Annotated in this window: 16 protein-coding genes; 8 read left to right on the forward strand and 8 right to left on the reverse strand. The window is 68.9% G+C overall.

Annotation, left to right across the window (positions count from 1 at the left end; genetic code table 11):
- Positions 1 to 462 (forward strand): NYN domain-containing protein, encoded by a 462-nt coding sequence (locus ACSG06_RS05030; protein WP_440989174.1) that lies wholly within the window; start codon positions 1 to 3, stop codon positions 460 to 462.
- A gap of 63 nt (positions 463 to 525) precedes the next feature.
- Here the strand turns inward: ACSG06_RS05030 and ACSG06_RS05035 are convergent, their stop codons facing one another.
- Both ACSG06_RS05035 and ACSG06_RS05040 read right to left on the reverse strand, forming a co-directional pair.
- Positions 526 to 2,406 (reverse strand): S8 family serine peptidase, encoded by a 1,881-nt coding sequence (locus ACSG06_RS05035; RefSeq protein WP_440989175.1) that lies wholly within the window; start codon positions 2,404 to 2,406, stop codon positions 526 to 528.
- A gap of 273 nt (positions 2,407 to 2,679) precedes the next feature.
- Positions 2,680 to 4,512, reverse strand: coding sequence for a S8 family serine peptidase (locus ACSG06_RS05040; protein ID WP_440989176.1), 1,833 nt, complete (start codon positions 4,510 to 4,512; stop codon positions 2,680 to 2,682).
- 189 nt (positions 4,513 to 4,701) lie between these two features.
- Here ACSG06_RS05040 and ACSG06_RS05045 point away from each other — a divergent pair, with 189 nt between their 5' ends.
- The 4 genes from ACSG06_RS05045 to ACSG06_RS05060 all read left to right on the forward strand — a co-directional run bounded on the left by ACSG06_RS05045 (position 4,702) and on the right by ACSG06_RS05060 (position 12,720).
- Positions 4,702 to 5,541 carry a TatD family hydrolase gene (locus tag ACSG06_RS05045; protein ID WP_440990290.1) on the forward strand — a complete coding sequence of 280 codons (840 nt, stop codon included), beginning with the start codon at positions 4,702 to 4,704 and terminating at the stop codon, positions 5,539 to 5,541.
- 144 nt (positions 5,542 to 5,685) lie between these two features.
- A complete protein-coding gene (locus ACSG06_RS05050; protein WP_440989177.1) occupies positions 5,686 to 6,273 on the forward strand; it encodes a DUF2150 family protein in 588 nt (195 codons plus the stop codon).
- A 68-nt stretch (positions 6,274 to 6,341) separates the two neighbouring features.
- Positions 6,342 to 8,390, forward strand: a complete 2,049-nt coding sequence (locus tag ACSG06_RS05055) for a hypothetical protein (RefSeq protein WP_440989178.1) — start codon at positions 6,342 to 6,344, stop codon at positions 8,388 to 8,390.
- On the forward strand, positions 8,377 to 12,720 hold the full coding sequence (locus ACSG06_RS05060; RefSeq protein ID WP_440989179.1) for a PKD domain-containing protein: 4,344 nt from the start codon (positions 8,377 to 8,379) through the stop codon (positions 12,718 to 12,720). Before ACSG06_RS05055 ends, ACSG06_RS05060 begins: the two co-directional genes overlap by 14 nt.
- On the opposite strand, the gene artA is transcribed toward ACSG06_RS05060, so the two are convergent.
- A complete protein-coding gene (gene artA / locus ACSG06_RS05065; protein WP_440989180.1) occupies positions 12,711 to 13,595 on the reverse strand; it encodes an archaeosortase A in 885 nt (294 codons plus the stop codon). The genes ACSG06_RS05060 and artA overlap by 10 nt on opposite strands.
- A gap of 108 nt (positions 13,596 to 13,703) precedes the next feature.
- Between artA and hmgB the strand changes: the two genes are divergently transcribed.
- Positions 13,704 to 15,041 carry a hydroxymethylglutaryl-CoA synthase gene (gene hmgB / locus ACSG06_RS05070; protein ID WP_440989181.1) on the forward strand — a complete coding sequence of 446 codons (1,338 nt, stop codon included), beginning with the start codon at positions 13,704 to 13,706 and terminating at the stop codon, positions 15,039 to 15,041.
- 354 nt (positions 15,042 to 15,395) lie between these two features.
- On the opposite strand, the gene ACSG06_RS05075 is transcribed toward hmgB, so the two are convergent.
- Positions 15,396 to 16,103, reverse strand: a complete 708-nt coding sequence (locus ACSG06_RS05075; protein ID WP_440989182.1) for a helix-turn-helix domain-containing protein — start codon at positions 16,101 to 16,103, stop codon at positions 15,396 to 15,398.
- A gap of 99 nt (positions 16,104 to 16,202) precedes the next feature.
- Between ACSG06_RS05075 and ACSG06_RS05080 the strand changes: the two genes are divergently transcribed.
- Both ACSG06_RS05080 and ACSG06_RS05085 read left to right on the forward strand, forming a co-directional pair.
- Entirely contained in the window at positions 16,203 to 16,850 is a 648-nt protein-coding gene (locus tag ACSG06_RS05080) for a metal-dependent hydrolase (RefSeq protein WP_440989183.1), read from the forward strand.
- Between the two features lie 66 nt (positions 16,851 to 16,916).
- Positions 16,917 to 17,417, forward strand: coding sequence for a GNAT family N-acetyltransferase (locus ACSG06_RS05085; protein ID WP_440989184.1), 501 nt, complete (start codon positions 16,917 to 16,919; stop codon positions 17,415 to 17,417).
- Here ACSG06_RS05085 and ACSG06_RS05090 read toward each other — a convergent pair.
- The 4 genes from ACSG06_RS05090 to ACSG06_RS05105 all read right to left on the reverse strand — a co-directional run bounded on the left by ACSG06_RS05090 (position 17,414) and on the right by ACSG06_RS05105 (position 20,303).
- Positions 17,414 to 18,055 carry a DUF7978 family protein gene (locus tag ACSG06_RS05090; protein ID WP_440989185.1) on the reverse strand — a complete coding sequence of 214 codons (642 nt, stop codon included), beginning with the start codon at positions 18,053 to 18,055 and terminating at the stop codon, positions 17,414 to 17,416. The genes ACSG06_RS05085 and ACSG06_RS05090 overlap by 4 nt on opposite strands.
- Before the next feature lie 248 nt (positions 18,056 to 18,303).
- On the reverse strand, positions 18,304 to 18,993 hold the full coding sequence (locus tag ACSG06_RS05095) for a GNAT family N-acetyltransferase (RefSeq protein ID WP_440989186.1): 690 nt from the start codon (positions 18,991 to 18,993) through the stop codon (positions 18,304 to 18,306).
- Positions 18,994 to 19,018: 25 nt separating this feature from the next.
- A complete protein-coding gene (locus ACSG06_RS05100; RefSeq protein ID WP_440989187.1) occupies positions 19,019 to 19,696 on the reverse strand; it encodes a GNAT family N-acetyltransferase in 678 nt (225 codons plus the stop codon).
- Positions 19,689 to 20,303: a GNAT family N-acetyltransferase gene (locus ACSG06_RS05105; RefSeq protein ID WP_440989188.1), complete on the reverse strand. Its 615-nt coding sequence runs from the start codon at positions 20,301 to 20,303 to the stop codon at positions 19,689 to 19,691. The genes ACSG06_RS05100 and ACSG06_RS05105 overlap by 8 nt, the downstream gene beginning before the upstream one ends.
- Positions 20,304 to 20,368: the final 65 nt, after the last annotated feature.

Genomic DNA, 20,368 nt, shown 5'->3' on the forward strand with positions numbered 1-20,368 from the left:
ATGGACGAGCGATTCAGACGGCTCCTGCCCGGCACGGAGCCGCATCCGCGAGCACGCGTGGGCCTGTTCGTCGACGGCCCGAACGTGCTCCGCGACGAGTTCGACGTCGATCTCGACGACGTCCGGACGGCGGCGACCGACGTGGGCGACCTCGCGGTGACCCGGCTGTACCTCGACGAGCACGCGACGCCCGGCCTCATCCAGGCCGCCGAGGCCCGCGGCTTCGAGGTCGTCATCACCAGCGGGGACGTGGACGTGAAGCTCGCTGTCGACGCGACCGAGACCGTGGTGACCGAGGCCATCGACACGCTCGCGATCGCCTCGCGGGACACCGACTTCAAGCCGGTGCTCGAGAAGGCAGGACGCTACGGCATCCGCACGCTGGCCATCGCCCCCGGCGAGCACGGCCGCTCCGACGCGCTCCGGAACGCCGCGAACGAGGACGTCGTCATCGAGGAGTAGCGCCGCTGGCAGGGGAGCGAACGGGGAAGAAGGCGGCGGGAGTGGTTCCGTGGTGCGCTGGCCTTACTGACCGAGCTCCTCGACGCTGACCGTGAAGCTGCCGGAGCCGGAGTAGGAGTCGACGAGGATGCCGATGTCCTGCCCCGCGCTCGGGCTGTCGATGATGACCTGCTCGTCGCTGTTCATCGAGATGGAGCGCTTGTCGTAGTCGTACGTGCTGGGCGTGCGCCCGTCGAGCGTCACGTACAGGTCGAAGTCGGCACTGCTCGGCCCGGTCAGGGAGACGGTGACCTGGCACGGGTTCTCGAGGCTGTTCGTGTAGGTGTACGACGTGGAGTCGTAGTAGCCGTAGAGGTAGCCGTCGGCCGAGCCGCCGGCGGACGTGTCACCACAGCTGCCGCCGCCACCGTCGTCGGACTCGACGGTGATGGAGACGGAGTCGGTGCTCTCGGCACCGTCGTCGTCGGTGACGGTGAGGCTGGCGCTGTAGTCGCCGGCCTCGCTGTACGTGTGGGTGACGGTCTGGCCGGTCGCGGACGCGCCGTCGCCGAAGCTCCACTCGTAGGAGCTGATGGAGCCGTCGGAGTCACTGGAGCCGGAGCCGTCGAAGGTGACCTCCTGACCGACGGTGACCGTCGCCGAGGAGGCGTCGATGGACACCGTCGGTGCCTCGTTCGACGGCGGGTCGTCACCACCGCCGCCGGCGGCGTCGACGATGTTGAGCGCGTCGACGCGACCCGCACCCTGCTCCTCCTCGGAGAGGCCGATGTCGACTGCCGTGTTCTTCAGGCGGCTGCGCAGCTCGGTCGGCGAGAGGCCGGAGTCGGCTGCCTTGCCGAGCGCCGCGACGCCGGACGCCGCCGGGCACGCCATCGACGTGCCGGATATCTTGTTGTACTCGCCACCGAACTGGCTCTTGTACTCGGTCCACGTCGAGAGGATGTCGACGCCGGGTGCGGCGACGTCCAGGTTCGGTCCGTACTGCGAGAAGCTCGCGAGGTCCTCGTTGCTGTCGACCGCGGAGACGGCCACACACTCGTCGTACGCGGCGGGGTAGGAGACGGAGCCGGAGCCGTCGTTACCCGCCGCACAGATGGGGAGCGAGCCGTTGCTGACGGCGTAGCTCACGGCGTTCTTCATGGTGTCCGTGTAGCCACCGCCGCCGAGGCTCATGTTGATGATGTCCGCGCCCTGGTCGGCCGCCCACTCGACGGCGTCCGCGATGTCCGTCGTGGAACCGCTCCCCTCCTCGGAGAGGGCTCGTCCGGACAGCAGCGTCGAGTCAGACATGCCGGCGACGCCGGTGCTGTTGTCGGTGGTCGCCGCCGCGATGCCGGCGACGTGGGTGCCGTGGTACTCGTCCGCCATGGAGTCCGGGTACGGGTCGCCGTCGCTGTCGACGAAGTCCTGCCCCTTGTCGGAGCCGAACCGTGCCTCCAGGTCGGGGTGGTCGTACTTCACACCCTGGTCGACCACCGCGACGGTCACGTCCGAGCTGCCCTGGGTCGTGTCCCACGCCGACGGTGCACGCACCTGCTGTGGCGCGTACTGCTGGTCGAACAGCGAGTCGTTCGGGGTCGCGAACGCGTGCACGGTCTCGTTCTCCTCGACGTAGCGGACGCCGGACTGCTCGCGGAGCCGCTCCGCGAGGGCGGACTCGGCCTGTGCCGCGGCCGCGTCCGGGAGCTCGACCGTGAAGTAGCTCAGGTTCTCGTTCCGGTGGGAGACGTTCGCCTGGCTCGGTAGCTCGTTCTGCACGCTCGACTCGGTGGACGACATGCTGTATGCCGCCGAGACGCCGACGATGAGTTCGTTCTCACGCGGCTGCGGATCCCGTCCGGGGGTCGCCGAGCTCATGCCCGCCAGTGCCGCGGCCGAGGCCGCCGCGCCGGTCGCTTTCAGGAAGGTACGTCGTGCCCACGATTGCGTGTTATCGCCTGTCATGACACACAACGGCAGTCACGCGTCCACTACTTATATTTTTATGAATCCGGTGTAAATTTATTTTGAAGTTATAATATTTGCTCGCTATTTTCGTAAAAGTTGTATGTTTAAGTGGTTAAAAACTATAATCAACTCGTCGCCTGTTCCTGGGATGGATTGCCGGTACCGTGCTGAACCGACCGAATCCAGCCGCTATGGCGTTTGGAAACGAAGGATGCGGTTCGACCGGAACGTCTCCGGCGAGTGACACGGCGGCCGGGAGGGTGTCGAGGCCTACTGGCCGAGCTCCTCGACGCTGACCGTGTAGCTACCGGAGCCGGAGTAGGAGTCGACGAGGATGCCGATGTCCTGGCCGGAACTGACCGCGTCCGCGATGATCTGCTCCTGGCTGTCCTGCGTGATGGAGCGCTTGTCGTAGTCGCTCGTCGTCGGGGTGCGCCCGTCGAGGGTCACGTACAGGTCGAAGTCGGCACCGCTCGGGCCGTCGAGCGAGACGGTGACCTGGCACGTGCTGTCGAGCGAGGTCGTGTAGGTGTAGGACTCGGCGTCCCAGTAGCCCGACAGCGAGCTGTCGGCGGAGCCACCGGTGGACGCGTCGCCACAGCTGCCGCCGCCACCGCCGTCGGACTCGACGGTGATGGAGACGGAGTCGGTGCTCTCGGCACCGTCGTCGTCGGTGACGGTCAGACTGGCGCTGTAGTCACCTGCGGCGCTGTAGGTGTGGGTGACCGTCTGGCCCGTCGCCGTGGTCCCGTCGCCGAAGCTCCAGTCGTAGGAGCTGATGGAGCCGTCGGAGTCACTGGAACCGGAGCCGTCGAAGGTGACCTCCTGACCGACCGTGACCGTCGCGGACGAGGCGTCGATGGACACCGTCGGTGCGTTGTTGCCGCCGCCGCCACCGCCGACGATGTTGGCCGCCGAGACGCGGCCTGCGCCCTGCTCCTGCTCGGAGAGGCCGATGTCGACGGCCGTGTTCTTCAGCTTGCTCCGGAGCTCGGTCGCGGTGAGGCCCGGTTCGACCGCCTTGCCGAGCGCAGCGACGCCGGACGCCGCCGGACACGCCATCGACGTGCCGGAGATGCTGTTGTACGGCGAGTCGTTCCAGGTCGAGAGCACGTCGACGCCGGGGGCGGCGACGTCCAGGTTCGGCCCGTACTGCGAGAAGTCCGCGAGGTTCTCGTTCTCGTCGACCGCCGAGACCGCGACGCACTCGTCGTACGCGGCGGGGTAGGAGACGGAGCCGGAGCCGTTGTTCCCGGCCGCACAGATGGGGAGCGTTCCGTTGTTGACGGCGTAGGACACCGCGTTCTTCATCGTGTCCGTGTAGCCGCCGCCACCGAGGCTCATGTTGATGATGTCCGCGCCCTGGTCGGTGGCGTACTCCACGGCGTCGGCGATGTCCGCGGTCGACCCACTGCCGCCGCCGAGGGCCCGGCAGGCGAGCAGCGTCGAGTCGGACATCCCGGAGACACCAGTGCCGTTGTCGGTGGTCGCCGAGGCGATGCCGGCGACGTGGGTGCCGTGGTTCTCGCCGCTGGGGGCGTCGGGGTCACCGTCGCCACCCGCGAAGTCGTAGCCCTTGTTCGTGCCGAAGCGGCTCTCGAGGTCGGGGTGGGTGTAGTCGACGCCGGTGTCGACGATCGCCACGGTCACGCCCTCGCTGCCGAACGTGGTGTCCCATGCCGAGGGTGCGCCGACCTGCTGTGGCGCGTACTGCTGATCGAACTTGGGGTCGTTCGGCTGTGCGAACGCGTGGTGTGTCGCGTTCTCCTCGACGTAGCGGACCCCGGACTGCCGCTCGATACGCGTGGCGACGGCGTCCATCGTGGAGGGGCCGTCGTCCCGTACCTCGACGGCGATGTAGCCGAGATTCTCGTTCTCGTGGACGACGTTCGCGTCCGAGGGTAGGTCTCGCTCGACCGTCTGCTGGACGGAAGCCATGCTTGTCGACGACGAGATTCCGACGAGGAGTTCGTTCTCCTTCGCACCAGGCTCGCGCCCTGGGGTTGCCTGCGTGAGTCCCGCGAAGGCGGCGGCACTCGCGGCGGCACCGGTCGTCTTCAGGAAGGTACGTCTGTTCGTACCGCGTGGGGTATCATCTGCCATGCCCACCAATAGCAATCACCGCTGGTCATTTATATCTTGGCAACCCGGAACTGAATTAACTAGGATTCTATACGAGTGGTTGTCAGTTCACGACCGTTTGTCGCCGCAGTCGCGGCCGCACCACTGGTCCAGAAGCCGAGAGAAGAGAACGATATATTACTTCCGCGTTCACGCACGCACGTACTGATGATGGAGGACCTCGACACCCCCGTACTCGACAACCACCTGCACCTCGACCCGGACCACGGCCGCGGCATGGCGGCCGTCGACGACTTCGCACGGCTGGGTGGCACCCACCTGCTGGTCGTGAACAAACCGTCCTGGCACCTGGGCGACCTGCCGACCGACCGCGAGTCCTTCCGGCACGTGTTCGAGACGACCATCGGCGTGGTCGCGGCCGCCTCGGAGCGACTCGACGGGCGCGCGTGGCCGGTGCTGGGCGTCCATCCCGGGCTCGTCTCGCACCTCGTGGACGACGGTCACTCCCCCGAGGCGGCGCGCGACCTGATGCAGGCCGGACTCGACCTCGCCGCGGAGTACGTCGCCGACGGCCGCGCGCTCGCGCTCAAGTCCGGCCGCCCGCACTACGAGGTCGAAGACGCGGTCTGGGACGCCTCCAACGCGGTGATGCGCCACGCGTTCTCGCTGGGCGCGGACCACGACTGCGCTGTCCAGCTCCACACCGAAGCCAGCGACGACCTCACCGAGGTCGCGGCGTGGGCCGAAGCGGAGGGCCTCGACCGGACCCGGGTCGTCAAGCACTACGCCGGCGGCGAGCTCGCGGGCCCGATCCCGAGCGTCATGAGCGAGAAGGACCGGCTGGCGGTCGCGGCCGCGTCGGACGCGCCGTTCCTGATGGAGACGGACTTCGTCGACGACCCCGACCGCCCCGGCGCGGTGCTCGGCCCGAAGACGGTCCCCCGCCGCGTCCGCTGGCTGCTCGAGGAGGGCCACGACGAAGCCGTTCACCGGGCGCACGTCGAGACACCAGAACTCGTCTACGGCGTCGACACGACCGCGACGCTGTAACCGCGGGACGACCGCCAACCGCTGTCCCCACCACCACGGTGTGTCCCGGTTCACCACGTCGTGTCGTATCCACACACGGCCGTCTCTCCCCGGACTGTCCCACTGTAGAGAAAGGCATTTCACTACGCCGGGGTAGGTTGTGGTATGAGCACTCCCCCGACCGAATACTACTCGGCGGAACGCTGGCAGAACTGGATCGACCGAGTCGAAGAGGAGGACGTCGACGCCGAAGACGAGGACTCGATGCGCGTGTTCGACCTCATGCAGGACGACGCCGCCATCGCCGTTGCGAAGATCGTCTCCGCGAGCGACGACGGCGAGCTCGACGAGGAGGAGGCCTCCGAGAAGATCAACGAGATCGGCGACATCGTCTTCACCGAGCCCGACTTCGACGACGAGGACAAGCTGTTCCTGGTCGGGAGCGTCCAGGAGAGCCTGAGCATCGTCCTCCACTCCGCGATGGAGTACATCCACGCCGGCGCCGCAGACGAGGCGTCCATCCCGGAGTACGTCTCGGCCGCCGCCGAGGCCGAGTCCGAGGAGGACATCGAGAGCGCCCGCGGCTACCTCGTGAAGGCCGGGACGCTCATCATCGACGGGGAGGAGCTCTCGCCCGAACTCGGCGAGGAACTCGAGTACGGCCCGGTCGCGCAGTGGCTCAACGGCCTCGCCAGCCTCCAGTCCGCGATGGAGGACCCCGAGGTCGTCGAGGAGGACGAGGACGCCGAGTAATCGGGGCCTACTCCCTCGGTATTTTGGTCATAAGGGTTTTACTCGCGCCAAGCTAATCAGCGCGTAACATGGGGTTTTTCGACGACGAGCGTGGGGTGAGCGTCCAGGTGGGCGCGGTCGTCCTCCTGGCGTTCGTCGTCATCGCGATCTCGGCCTACCAGGTGCAGGTGGTCCCCAGCCAGAACGAGGAGGTCGAACTCAACCACAACCGCGAGGTCCAGGAGCGGATGCAGGACCTCCGCGACACCGTCGGGACGGTGCCTGCTCGCGGCGTCGGCGGCTCCGTCGCCGTCCCGCTCGGCACGCGCTACCCGGCACGCAGCATCTTCGTGAACCCGCCCCCACCGACGGGGCTGTTGCGCACAGTCGGCACGACGAACGACTCGGTCGGCTTCACCGTCGACAACGCCTCCGCCCTCGACGGGGAGACTGCAGACTACTGGAACGGCACCGCGCGCTCGTTCTCCACCGGTGCCATCGTCTACGTCCCGCGGTACAACGTCTACGAGAGCGCCCCGACCACGGTGTACGAGAACTCGCTCGCGTACAACCGCTTCCGGACCGCGAACATCACCCTGACGAACCAGGACGTGTTCGACGGGAACCGCATCACGCTCACCGCGCTCGACGGCGAGGTCCGCCGGGAGGGCGGGACGGCGTCGCTGACTGTCCGGTCCGTGACCCCCAACCCGCGGACGGTCACCGTCGAGAACACCACCGGCGAGCAGCTGACCGTGACCATCCCGACGACCCTCTCGGCGGCCGAGTGGGAGCGCCTCCTCGCGGAGTCCGGACAGTACGACCCGACCGACAGCGACCCGAACGCGTACGTCAGCGCCGTCCGGTCGAATCGCACCCTCGACACGTCCGGTCAGGTCCCGCTCTACCTCGTCACCTTCGAACTCGAACCGGACGAGGAGTACCGCCTCCGGCTCGCGAAGGCCGGCGTCGGCACGGGCGTCACGCCGGTCCAGGGCGGGACCTACCTGAGCGCCGAGGGCGGCACCGACCGGAGCGTCTCCGCGGGCGGCAGCGAGACCCTGACGGTCTCGGTCAGCGACCGGTTCAACTCGCTCCAGAGCGGCGTCCTCGTCAACGCGAGCGTCGAGAGCGGCGGCGGCTCCATCTCGGGCGACGCCGACCGCCGCACCGGTGACGACGGCCGCGTCTCCTTCGTCTACGACGCCCCGTCGAGTCCCGGCTCGGCGACCGTCGCGATGAACATCTCGACCAGCCCGAACGCCTCCGAGCGGGTCACCTTCGACATCACGGTGACAGCCGGCGGCGGGACCGGTGGCGGCAACGGCGCGTACAACGTGACGTGGCACCACCCGGACAACGCGACGCTCTCGACGGGCTCGATCACCTGTTCGCAGGACCCTCCGGGTGCCGTCTGCACCATCGACGCGGGCGGCCAGTCCTCGGTCGACCTCCCGATGGTGATGTTCACCGACACGGTCGCTGACGGTGCAGGCGTCGATTACGCGGTGAGCAACGGGACCGTCGGGAGCGTCTCGCCGACCAACGGAACGACGAACAGCACCGGCGAGAACCGGACGACGCTGACCGTGACCGAGAACGGGTCGGTGACGACGTACGTCACCAGCGGCGCAGGTGGCGACCGGGTAGAGTTCACCGTCGAGGGCGTCGCGAGTGGGCCGCCGGGCGACACCACGCCACCGCAGTTCGCGCCGATGACGAGCGTGAGCATCAACAACCCGAACGGCAACAAGGCCGACCAGCTGACGTTCGACTACGACACGAGCGACGACGTGGCGGTGCAGAACGTCAGCTTCACTGCGGTGAACGACCAGGGGACGACGCTGGTCGACTCGTTATCGATTAACCCGAACACGACCACGACGTACAACATCCCCGAACAGAAGATGAACCAGCGCACCGTGACCGTGACCATCCGGGTCAACGACACGAGCGGGAACTACGAGGAGTGTACGTTCACGATCAACAGCGCAGGGGTGACACAGGACAAGTCACAGGCCACCTGTACGACAGCCACCCCGATGTTGCAGCCCGTGCCGGGTGGCCCGTCCTCGCCGTCTTCGGACCGTGCGGGGCCGTCGCCGAGGAGGTGGATCGACGTCCGTGTGGCACCGTAGCCCCGCCCGCCTCCGGGACGACGCCCGTGCCCAGAGCCAGGTCCTCGCGTTCGTCCTCCTGTTCGGATTCCTCGTTCTCGCGGTGACTGCCTGGCAGGTGAGCGTCGTCCCCGCCCAGAACGAGGAGGTCGAGTACGGCCACAACCAGCAGGTCCACGAACAGCTGCAGGAGCTCCGGAGCCGCATGGTCTCGGTCAGTGCGGGCGGACGGGGAGGCACGGTCACCATCCCGCTCGGAACGACGTACCCGGACCGCACCATCTACCGGAACCCGCCGGCGCCGGCGGGGCAACTACGGACGGTCTCGGGAGGCGGCGCGGTCACGCTGAACGTCTCCAACGCGACGCCGGTCGACGGCGAGACGGCCGACTTCTGGGGCACGGAGCTGAGCTACGGCACCGCACTGCTCACCTACCGGCCGGGCTACCACGAGTACGAGACGGCACCGTCGACGGTGCTCGACAACACGCTGCTGTACGACCGGTACGACTCGACCACCATCGTCCGGTCGCCGCAGTCGCTCGTCGACGGCCGACGGCTCTCGCTGCTGGTCGTCTCGGGGAACGTGAGCGAGACCCGGACCGGCATCACCCGGGACCTCTCGCTCCAGGTGTCACCGACGAGTAGCTCGACGAACACGGTCCGCGTGCGGAACGACTCCGGTCCGGTGACGATGACGGTCACGTCGTACCGGTCGGCGACCGTCTGGAACGAGAGCCTCGCCGCGGACGGCCAGCTCGACGAGGATGGCGGCTACGTCGCCGGCGTCGGGAACCGCAGCACGCTCACCGTGGGCGGGGAGACCCTGTACCGGGTCGGCATCACGTTCGTCGCGAACGAGACGTACGCGGTGCAGACCACGCGCGTGAACGTCGACACCGCGTCGTCGCCCGACGAGGCAGCGCCCGACCCGGCGTACGTGACGGTCGTGGACGGCGACGACGGCAGCGTCGAGGCCGGCTCGAGCCACGAGTTCTCGGTGGAGGTGCGCGACCGGTACAACAACCCGGTTCCGGAGGCGTCGGTGAACCTGACCCTCGGCGGGAGCCCGGGGAACCTCACCGTCGCCGGCACCAGCCAGCGCACGTTCACGGACGTCGTGGTCGGCGACGACGGGCAGCTGACGGTCCGCTACGACGCGCCGGACTCGGTGACCAGCCGGACCGACGTCACGGTGAACGTGAGCCTCACCGGCGACCCCCGGAGCGGGTTCGACGCGAGCGCACCGCTGAACGCGACGGTCGCGACGACGGTGACGCCGGACGACGGTGGTGGCGGCGGCAGCGGCGGCAGTGGCGGCGCGTACACCGTCGAGTGGGACCGCAACTCTACGGTGACGGTCGACCGTATCACCGCACCGACGGAGACCTTCACCGCCCGCATCGTCGAGGGGCTGGCGAACCAGCCGGTCGAGTTCACGGTCAACGACACGAGCGTCGCGACGGTCGCGAGCGCGGACGGGCAGACCAACGCCTCGGGGGCGGCCGACGCGACGTTCGACCTGCACTCCGACGGGACCTTCCTCGCGTACGTGACCAGCGGCGGCAGCGGCGACCGGCTGGTCGTCGAGGTCGTCAGCGGTGCGCTCTCGCCGCTGGTCTGGCAGACCGCCGCCGACTGGGACGCCGCGACAACCGAGTCGAACGTCGTGCACGCGGACCGCGGCGACCACGACGCGGGCGCGGTGCAGCTCGGGTATCCGACGGCCGACACCGGCCTCGTCGCGTACTACCCGGTCGACGAGAACAGCGGCTCGACCGCCGACGACGCGAGCGGCGGGAACGACGGGACCGTCGACGGCGCGACCCAGGGCGTCCCCGGCATCCTGAACACCTCGGCGTACAGCTTCGACGGCGTCGACGACTCGGTGCAGGCGCCGACGGACCTCTCGTCGTCGCTCGGTACCAGCGGGACGGTGTCCGCGTGGATCAAGACGACCCAGAGCGGCGACGACACGATGTGGCAGGCGCCGGGTATCACCGGCGTCGAGAGCAACGGCGACGGCAACGACGTGTTCTACGGCTGGATCGACGCCTCGGGCAACATCGGCGTGATGGCGGGCAACACCGACGGCGCCCTGAGCACGACCGAGATCAACGACGGAACCTGGCATCACGTCGTGCTCGTCCGGAACGCGACCACGGGCGAGACGCGGGTGTACGTCGACGGCGTGCTGGAGGACACCGCGACCTCCGAGACCGGCGCGAAGACGAGCGCGTTCTCCGGCATCGGCGTCATCGAGGACACCGGCGGCTCACCGGAGTACCTCGACGGGCGGCTCGACGACGTGCGGCTCTACGACCGTGCACTCACCGACGCCGAGGCGCTGGCACTGTACGACTCGACGTGGAACGGCACCATCACGACTGCCGAGGGGACGACGTCGGTCGCGGTCGACCCCCGGACCATCCGTCTGGAGAACGTCACCGCCGACGTGCCGCCGGGGACCAGCATGACCGTCTTCGTCGAGTCCGACCCGGAGGACGACGGGACCTGGAACCGGAGCGACCCCGTCTCCATCGTCGACGGCCAGCAGTCCTACGCCGTCGGCGACGGGAACTTCGGCACCTCCAGCGACCAGTTCCGCGTCGTCGTCGAACTCAATACGACCGCGCCGGCACAGAGCCCGTGTCTCGCCGGTCTCACCGTCGAACCCGACGGCGCGAGCGGCGTCGCGGTCGCCGGCGACTGTCCGACCTACGACGCTGGCGGCACGCCGCCGACCGCGTCGGTCACCGCCTCGCCGTCGAGTCCGACCACGCGCGACACCATCACGTTCGACGGCTCCGGCTCGTCCGACGCCGACGGCACCATCAGCTCCTCCGAGTGGAGCTTCGGCGACGGCACCACCGCGACCGGCGCGACGGCGACGCACACCTACAGCGCGCCCGGCACGTACACGGTCACGCTCACGGTCACCGACGACGACGGCCTGACCGACAGCGCGACGCGGACGGTGACGGTCCGGCCCGCCGCGCTGCTGACGGCGGTCCAACCGGACCCCGGCACCCTCGCCGAACCGGATGGCGAGTTCGTCGCCGTCGCGGTCGACGGCCCGACGAACACGACGGACTGGGTCGTCCGCGACGACGAGACCGGCGCCGGAGCCACCCAGGCGACGTTCCCCGGGACGAGCGACGGGACGCTCTGGTTCGTCCGGAACGCCAGCGCGTTCCAGGCGCAGTGGTCCGTCCCGGCCGGCGTGACCCTCGTCGAGTTCCAGCCCGGCACCGACACCGGACTGCTCGCCAACGACGGCGAGCCGCTCGAGCTCGTCAACACCAGCAGTGGCGTGGTCGTCGACGAGTTCGCGTACGGTACGGCGACCACCGGCGACGGGTGGAGCTACACCTACGGCAACGCGACCGGTGTGGCGACCCGGGACGCCGACGGGGCCGGCTGGTACGTCGACACGGACGCCCCGAGCGACTGGTCGGACGTGGTCGAGACCGACCTGTTCGACCCCGCGCCGAACGCGTCGTTCGACTACACGCCGTCGACCCCCGACACGAGCGACACCGTCACGTTCGACGCCACCGACAGCACCGTCGCCGGCTCGGGGAGCTACCAGTGGGACTTCGGCGACGGGTCGACCGAGACGGGCCAGAGCGTCACCCACAGCTACGGCGACAACGGGACCTTCACGGTGACGCTCACCGTCACCGACGCGAACGGCAACACGGACACGACGACCCGGAGCGTCCAGGTCGACAACGTGGCCCCGACGGCGTCGTTCACCACGTCGCCGACGAGTCCGAGTACGAGCGACACCGTCACGTTCGATGCAGCGGGCTCGGCAGATACCGACGGTAGCGTCGTCTCCTACGAGTGGGACTTCGGTGACGGCACCACCGCGACGGGCCAGAGCGTCACCCACAGCTACGCCGACGACGGCACGTACACCGTGACGCTCACCGTCACCGACGACGACGGTGCGACGGACACCACCACGACGACTGTCACCGTGTCGAACGTCGCGCCGTCGGCGTCGTTCACGGCGTCGGTGTTCGACATCGACGGCGACGGGACGGCGGAGTACGTCTACGACGCGTCGGCCTCGAGCGATTCGGACGGCTCCGTCACGACCTACGAGTGGGACTTCAACGAGGACGGGGTCTACGAGGTCAGCACGAGCGATCCGGTGTACGTCCTCGAACCGCGGACGTTCACCGGCTACCGGACCGTCTCGCTCCGCGTCACCGACGACGACGGCGCGACGGGTACGACCTCGCAGAACAACGTTCCGGTTCCGACCCCCGGGCTGGAGACGTTCGCGGTCGTGGTCGCCGTGCTGGCCGGGGCGGCGTTGCGCCGGCGGGGTTACATCTGACCGGTGAGGCGCCGCCAGTCCGCCGTCGCGGTGTCGACGACGCCGCCGACGAGCTCCTGCAGTTCGGGCAGCATCGACGACAGTCGAACGTACACCCAGAGCAGGACGACGACGATGAGCACCTGCGAGACGAGGTACTCGGCGACGTAGTACGACGCCAGCCGCGGGTCGGTCACGCCGTAGAGGCTCCCTGTCACACCTGCCGCGAAGCCGAACCAGGGCCCACCGAGTGCGCCCGCGACGAACATCGCCCGGACGACGTTGAGGAGGTAGACGAACGCCCCGATGCCGACCGCGAAGGCGAGTCGTCGTTTCGGCGGTGCCCGCGTGGCGACGACGAGCCCGGCGAACAGCGAGATGGCGCTGATGCCGGAGCACGCGGAGACGATGGCGATGCCGTACCGCGGCGGGAGGCCGACGAAGTAGACGGCGTTCGGGTAGCCCTGGGGACCGTAGCCGATGACGGGGTCGAATCCGACCAGCGAGAGGCCCCACGCGGTGTGGGCCGCGACGCCGCCGAGGACGGCGCGGTGGATGGGTTCGACGAACTCGAACGGCAGGAACAGCAGTCCCATCACGGCGAAGGCGACGGTGAGACGGGTGCCGGCGTCCGCACGGCGTGCGACCAGAGACACGGTGTACGCCGAGAGGACGACCGTGACGAGCCCGATGCTCCCGAGGAACGTCCGCGACGTCGTCAGGTAGTCGAGGCTGGTGTACGCCCAGAACAGCGCGAACGTCGACCACCCGGCCAACGCGACGGCTCGTGCGGGCTCCTCGTGGTCGGTCAGGTAGCCGAGGCAGGCGACCCACAGCGCCACGACGCAGGCCACGAACACGCCGTCGACGAGCGTAACTGTACGCAGGAGCGGCACGGAGGACCGTTCGACCGTCGTGGGGATGAGTGTTACCCCCGGCGGTTTACGTCGACTGTCGAAAGATTCATCGACACGCACAAATAGCCGGTCCACCCAGTCCATCACATGACAGCTGTGGGCATCGACGCGGTCGAAGTCTGGACTGGCAACCTGAAACTCGACCTCGCCGAGACGTTCGCCGACGAGAAGGGCAAGGACCCCGCGTACTTCACGAAGGGGCTCGGTCTGCGGGCGTCCTCGCTGCCGGACTCGTACGAGGACATCGTGACGATGGGCGCGAACGCGTCGAAGAAGCTGATGGACCGGAAGGGACTCGAGCCCGACGACATCGGCCGCATCGACGTGGCGACGGAGTCGAGCTTCGACAACTCCAAGCCCATCTCGACGTACATCGCGGGCTGTCTCGAGCAGGTGTACGAGGGCGACTTCCACCACGCGAACAAGGGCGAGCGCAAGTTCGCCTGCATCGCGGGCACCCAGAGCATCGACGACGCGTACAACTGGATCCGCGCGGGCCGGAACCGCGGCCGGGCGGCGCTGGTCGTCGCGACCGACACGGCGCTGTACGCCCGGGACGACTCCGGCGAGGCGACCCAGGGCGCGGGCGCGGTCGCGATGCTCATCGACGAGGACCCGGACCTCGTCGAGCTGTCGACCGAGCAGGGCTACGGCAGCGCCGACGAGACTGACTTCCTGAAGCCGAACCAGCAGTTCCCGAGCGTCGACGGCAAGCGCTCGGTGCAGGTGTACCTCGCCCGGATGCGCGAGGCGCTGGAGGACTACGAGAGCGTCGCCGGCGACGTCCGCCTGGAGGACTTCATCTACGCGCCGTTCCACACGCCGTACCCCGGGATGGTGCGGAAGGCGGCGGCGCTGGCGTACCGCCACGTCACCCGCGACACGCCGGTCGAGGAGGAGCTCGCCGAGAGCATCGGTCGACAGCCGCGCCGCGAGAGCTTCGACGACGACGGCGAGTACGAGGAGGCCGTCCGCGAGTACATGGACGCGCTGAAGGAGACCGAGCAGTACCAGGACTGGTACGCCGCGACGGTCGACCCGACGCTGACCATCTCGCGCGACGTCGGCAACTGGTACACGGGCTCTGTCCACCTGGCCCGCGTCTCGGCGCTGAAGACCGCGCTGGAGTCCGACCGTGACGTGGCCGGCGAGTCGATGCTCGTCGCGTCCTACGGCTCGGGTGCGCAGGCGGAGATCCACGGCGAGGTCGTCCAGGACGGCTGGGCCGACGAGATCGCGGCGCTCGACGTCGACGAGCAGATCGCGGAGCGGTACGACCTCTCGTGGGCGGAGTACGAGCAGGTCCACGACCGGCACAACCACGAGATGGACTCCGAGCTGGAGGAGTTCACGACGCCCGAGGCCGAGTTCGTCTTCGACGGCTGGGGCCGGATGGGCGAGCGGAAGTACACGTACGTCGAGTAGTCAGAGCGGCGCCTTGACAGGGTGCGGCCGGTCGCGTAGTGCGGCCGGTCGCGTCAGCGGGGCGAACCCAAGCGTGCGGCGAAAGAGGCGATGGGTCGGGAGCGGCCGACCACGGACCCAGGGCGGGGTCCGACGCCGGCGGGAGGGGTCGGTGGATGGCGACGGTGGATGGCGGGGTGGGCGGCCGTCGCCATCTCATCCTGTGCCCGGGACGTATAAAAACCGGGCCGGCGGTTTTCTGGCTCGGAAAGCGTCGTCAGACGTGCCGATGACGGTGGTCCGTCTCGGTTTTCTCGGAGCACGACTCCGACTCGCAGCGCGGTGGGTCGGCGGGCGACGACGAGGAGCGAGTACTCAGGGCAGCGACGCGAGCGACTCCAGCATCTCCTCGGTCGAGGCGTTCGTGACGGCCAGCGAGAAGCCGTCGGCGCGGGCGAGCTTCGGCGCGTGCTCCCAGAGGTCCTCCTCGTCGATGCCGTGGAGGACGACGGCGTTGGGTGTCGGCGTGACGACGCGCATCGCGACCAGGGGCGACTCCCCACGCGTTATCTCGGTGAACACGAGCGCCCGCGAGGTGGACTGCCCGTAGAGCCGGTAGAACTCCTCGGACGAGAGCCGCGTGATGGCCGCGATCGAGTCGATGACGGTGTGCCCGGAGACGCTGGTCGCGTGGCCGGACTGTACCTCCGTCGCGTCGATGGCGTCGTAGAGCCGCGAGAGCGAGACGGTCGTCGGGTACTCGCGCAGGTCGCGGACGATGTCGCTCTCGAAGCCCGCCGAGAGGACGCGGGCGTACTGGCGGATGTGGTCGCCGCCGCGGGACTCGTCGATGGTGAGCAGCGCCTCGACGATGCGGCTCACGACGCCGATGCCGGGGTTCTCGCGCCGGCCGCTCTCGTAGTCGGAGATGACCGACGACGAGACGTCGAGTTCGGCCGCGAGGTTCGTCTGGGAGATGTCGAAGTCGGTGCGCCACTTCCGCAGGGTCGAGCCGGGGTCCGCGGAGAGGGTCACCTCGCCGGCGATCTTCGTCGCCAGCTGTCGGCGTGGGCTGTCGCTCATCGTCCGGTGGTCGGGGACGCGGCGCAAAAGCGTATCGAAAGTCACCTTCGACAGGTGACGAACCCGAAGGGTTTTGCTCCGAGCGACGATGCCTCGGGTATGCCCTCGACAGTCGTTCACGTGGCACTCGCCGGCATCGTCGCGTGTGCCCTCCTCGGTCGCGCGTTCTCCTGGCGCGCGCTGCTCGCGGTGCTCGGCCTGACGGTGCTCGTCGACCTCGACGTGTTCCTCGGGTTCGTCGTCGTCGGTGCCCATCGGGCGGCGTTCCACTCGCTGGTGTTCCTCGCCGCCATCGGCGTCGTGTTGCTGTACGACCGGTCCCGCGGCGCGGACTCGTTCCTGCGCGCGCGGTTCGGCCCGACCGCCCACCGCGTCGGTGCCGTCGCGGTCGTCGCCGCCGTCTTCGGCGCCATCGGCCCGGACCTGATGACCAACGGCGCGAACCTGTTCTGGCCGGTCCACGACCAGTTCTACGCGTTCAACGGCGAGATGTACCTCTCCGACCAGAAGGGGTTCGTCCAGACGTTCGTCGAGCTTGAGAGCGAGGAGCCCGCACAGTCTGTCTCCCGTGGCTCCACGCAGGAGACGCAGTACCACACCGGCGTCGACACCAACCCGGACCGCTCCGGCGAGGCCGAGGTGCAGGAGCGGGTGTTCCCGCTCGCGGACAGCGGCGAACAGCTCCTGCTCGTCGTCACCGGCGCGTTCGTCATGGCGAGCCGGCTGTTCGACGAGTACGCGAGCTGAGCCGACCCCGACCCGGCCGACACCGACACCCGCACGACTGAAGCCACAGCCTCCCGAATCCCGACCATGGTCAGACCGTACGACGCCGAGACGGACCGCGAGGCACTCTGGCAGGCCAAGCGCGCGTTCGAGCTGGGCCTCGGCTCCGGCACCGGTGGCGACGACAAGCAGGCGAAGTACGAGGACAAGCTCACCGACGAGTACCGCGAGTCCTGGTTCGCGTGGGTGGACCGCTGTGTCGCCGAGGACGAGCGCTGTGTCCTCGTCGAGCCCGCCGACGATGACGACTCCGCCGATGCGCTGGCGGGCTACGTCTTCGTCCTACCCGAGGAACTCGCGCACGTCTGGGACGCGGCGGTGCTGAACGAACTGTGGGTCGCCCCCGCCAACCGCGGGACGGGACTCGCCGACGACCTCGTGGACGAGGCGGTCGCGTTCGCGCGGTCACAGGACCTGCCGCTCGACCGGCTGGTGCTCGACGTCGACCGGGAGAACGAGCGGGCGAAGGCGTTCTACGAGCGACACGGCTTCGCGCACTGGGGCGAGATGGTCGCCCGCGAGCTCTAATCCTTCACGAGGTACGCACCGACGCCGCCGAGCCCGCCGAACACGACCGGGTAGACGACACCGAGGAAGATGACGGTCGAGAGCAGCGGGATGGACAGGCTGTACTGGCCGGAGATGCCGAAGAACTCGACGGTCTCGGTGTGGCCGAACAGGACGGCCCCGACCAGCGCGAACAGGAGATAGCCGACGAGGGTCAGCGCGCCGGCGGCCACCGCGTTCGGCAGGTCGGCGGTGACGTCGCTCACGTACACGGCCGCGAACCCGGCGACCAGCAGCACCAGCGGTGGCACGAACAGCGCGAACCCGACGAGGCCGCCGCCGGCCGCGTCGATGAGGTTCACCGAACTGGAGCCCGACGGCGTGCTGTAGGTCAGGTCGACGAAGTGCGCGTTGTACAGGGTCATCCCGGCGGCCTTCCACGACGGGACGGTGTCGCGGACGGACTGGACGAACGCCCGGTCGATCGCCTGGTCGAAGTTCTCGGGGTCCGGGAGCGTCGTCTGCGTCCACAGCAGGAACGTCAGCAGGTAGCTCGCCACGAACGCGACCGCGCCGGCCCCTGCGCTGATGGCTGCCGCACGCAGGTCGACGCCGGTCTCGCTCGCCCGTGCGTTTCCGAGGCTCGTGTGCGATGACATGACAGGAGCGGGTTCTGGCTCAGATGTTAAAAATTCACGGCAAACACACAGTGGGTTCCTTTCGTTGCGTTGGCCATATCACATTTCGGGCAACTATCGTAGGGGTCGCTTTCAAGTACCGGGCCGGCGAATCGAATCCGGCAGTCGTCGTGAACCGGTTGGTGTCGCCCCGTCACGGACCCCCGGTCATGGACGGCTGGTCCTCGGCATGCGGTCGGGGCCGGCCCGCAGTCAGGGACGGCGCGCGGTCAGGGCCGCCCCGTCACGTCGAGTTCGGCGTCGCTCGCCGCGTACTCCTCGCGGGTGATGCTGTAGCGGTGCTGGGTGACCGGCTCGCCGTCCTTCAGCGCCCAGTTGCGGAACGCGCCCTCCGTCCGACCGCCGAAGCGCTCGACGTAGCGCTCGATGGCACGCATCGAGTTCTCGTTGCCGGCGACGTGCTCCACGGCGACGACCTCGAGGTCGAGGCACTCGAACGCGAGCGCGACGAACGCGGCCGCTCGTTCGCCGGAGTAGCCACGACCCCAGAACGGCTTGCGGAGCCACGTCCCGAGCGTGCCGGTCCGTCGGTCCCAGTCGATACCCATACCCGCGCCGCCGGCGAGCACGAGGTCGGTGTCGGCGTACGGGCCGCGGGGCGACGGACCGTCGATCCCCTCGGGCGCGTCGTCCGGGGCGACGTACAGCTGGTAGCTGGCGTCCTCGCCGGAGTCGAGGCCGTCCCGGGTCGTCTCGAGGAACTCCAGACTCTCCTTCGGGGTCGCGTGTGGCTCCCAGGTCAGGTGCTCGGTTACCTCGTCGATGGCCGTGTCGCCCGAGCAGACCCGGTAGAGGGCGAGCGGGTCCAGTACCTCGGGGCTCGACGGGAGCATGGTCAGGCGGTCGGTGTCGATGCGTCGCGGGAGCAGTCCCTCCCAGTCGGTGAACGTGATCGTCATGGCTGGTTCGTGTCGTGTGCGGTGGTCAGTCGTCGTGGAACGTGTGGTCGCGGTCCGGGTCGCTCGCCTCGTACTCGGCGCGGCTGATGCTGTACCGGACGGTGTCGACGGGCTCGCCGTCGAGCGTGATCTGGTTCCTGATGGTGCCCTCGCGGCGGCCGCCGAAGCGGTCGACGTACCGCTCGACGGCCCGGCGGGAGTTCTCGTTCTCGACGAGGTGCGTCACGCTCACGACCTCGAGGTCGAGGCGGTCGAACGCCAGCGAGACGAGCGCCGCGGCGCGCTCGCCCGAGTACCCCCGGCCCCAGAACCGCTTCCGGAGGCCGAACGCGAAGTACGCGCTCCGCGCCTCCCAGTCGGCGAGCAGTTCGGCCTCGCCGGCCGGGGGGCCGCTCTCGCGGGCGTCGCCCGCTCGGCTGTCCGAGGCGCGTCGCGCCTCGCTCGCACCCTCCTCGCTGTCCTTCGGCCTGACGACGTAGGTCGCGCCGATGCCGTCCGTCCAGCGCTCGTGGCGGGACGCGAGCATCTCCGCGGTGTCGTGCGGGTGCTCGTGGGGCGAGACCGGGATGTACTCGAACGCTTCGGGGTCGACCGCGTCCGTCGAGAGGTGTCGATACCGCTCGTACAGGTCCGCGTCGGCGGGCGACTCGTGTTCGAGGCGGAGCCGCTCGGTCTCGATGCGGTCCGGGAACAGCTCACTCATCGACCGTCAGCTCGACGTCGACGTCGGCAGCCTCGTACTCATCGCGGCTGATACTCCAGCGGTGGAGGTCCTGCGGCTCGTCGTCGAGGGTGAGCCAGTTCCGCAGCAGGCCCTCGTACGTGCCGCCCCAGCGCTCGACGTACTTCTCGATGGCGCGCTTCGAGTTCTCGTTCCCCGCCACACAGCCCGCGCCGACGAGTTCGAGGTCGAGGCGGTCGAACGAGAGCGCGACGAGGGCGTCCGCCCGCTCGCCGGAGTAGCCCCGGCCCCAGAACGGTTTGCGGAGCCAGACGCCGAGCCGGGCGGTCCGGCGGTCCCACAGCGGGATGAGGCTCGCGACGCCGGCGAACTCGCCCGTGCCGTCCTCGCCGGTCTTCGGGGACAGCGCCCAGTTCGCGCGGCTCCCCTCCGTCCAGCGCTCCCCGGACTCGGCGAGGTACTCAGCCGTCTCCTTCGGGGTGTGGTGCTGGCCCTTCGAGATGAACCGGCCGATATCGGCGAACTCGTCGCTGCTCGTGTACTCGTACAGCTCGAACGCTCCCATCGACTCGTCGAGACGTTCGTACCGCAGTCGCTCGGTCTCGAGCGTGGCGGGGAACAGCTCCATACCCTCGCATCGGCCACTGGCGTAAAAGCCGTTCGCCAGGGATGCGAACCGGTCGCACGCTTCCG

Source organism: Haloarchaeobius baliensis, from assembly GCF_052060055.1.
Classification (GTDB): domain Archaea; phylum Halobacteriota; class Halobacteria; order Halobacteriales; family Natrialbaceae; genus Haloarchaeobius; species Haloarchaeobius baliensis.

Excerpts from the sequence above, each read along its gene's own strand:
- ACSG06_RS05105 (WP_440989188.1), bottom strand. The coding sequence starts at position 20,303 with ATGGAGCTGTTCCCCGCCACGCTCGAGACCGAGCGACTGCGGTACGAA.
- ACSG06_RS05085 (WP_440989184.1), top strand. The coding sequence starts at position 16,917 with ATGGTCAGACCGTACGACGCCGAGACGGACCGCGAGGCACTCTGGCAG.
- ACSG06_RS05080 (WP_440989183.1), top strand. The coding sequence starts at position 16,203 with ATGCCCTCGACAGTCGTTCACGTGGCACTCGCCGGCATCGTCGCGTGT.
- ACSG06_RS05035 (WP_440989175.1), bottom strand. The coding sequence starts at position 2,406 with ATGACAGGCGATAACACGCAATCGTGGGCACGACGTACCTTCCTGAAA.
- ACSG06_RS05090 (WP_440989185.1), bottom strand. The coding sequence starts at position 18,055 with ATGTCATCGCACACGAGCCTCGGAAACGCACGGGCGAGCGAGACCGGC.
- ACSG06_RS05040 (WP_440989176.1), bottom strand. The coding sequence starts at position 4,512 with ATGGCAGATGATACCCCACGCGGTACGAACAGACGTACCTTCCTGAAG.
- ACSG06_RS05050 (WP_440989177.1), top strand. The coding sequence starts at position 5,686 with ATGAGCACTCCCCCGACCGAATACTACTCGGCGGAACGCTGGCAGAAC.
- ACSG06_RS05030 (WP_440989174.1), top strand. The coding sequence starts at position 1 with ATGGACGAGCGATTCAGACGGCTCCTGCCCGGCACGGAGCCGCATCCG.
- ACSG06_RS05055 (WP_440989178.1), top strand. The coding sequence starts at position 6,342 with ATGGGGTTTTTCGACGACGAGCGTGGGGTGAGCGTCCAGGTGGGCGCG.
- ACSG06_RS05100 (WP_440989187.1), bottom strand. The coding sequence starts at position 19,696 with ATGAGTGAGCTGTTCCCGGACCGCATCGAGACCGAGCGGCTCCGCCTC.
- ACSG06_RS05045 (WP_440990290.1), top strand. The coding sequence starts at position 4,702 with ATGGAGGACCTCGACACCCCCGTACTCGACAACCACCTGCACCTCGAC.
- ACSG06_RS05095 (WP_440989186.1), bottom strand. The coding sequence starts at position 18,993 with ATGACGATCACGTTCACCGACTGGGAGGGACTGCTCCCGCGACGCATC.
- ACSG06_RS05075 (WP_440989182.1), bottom strand. The coding sequence starts at position 16,103 with ATGAGCGACAGCCCACGCCGACAGCTGGCGACGAAGATCGCCGGCGAG.
- hmgB (WP_440989181.1), top strand. The coding sequence starts at position 13,704 with ATGACAGCTGTGGGCATCGACGCGGTCGAAGTCTGGACTGGCAACCTG.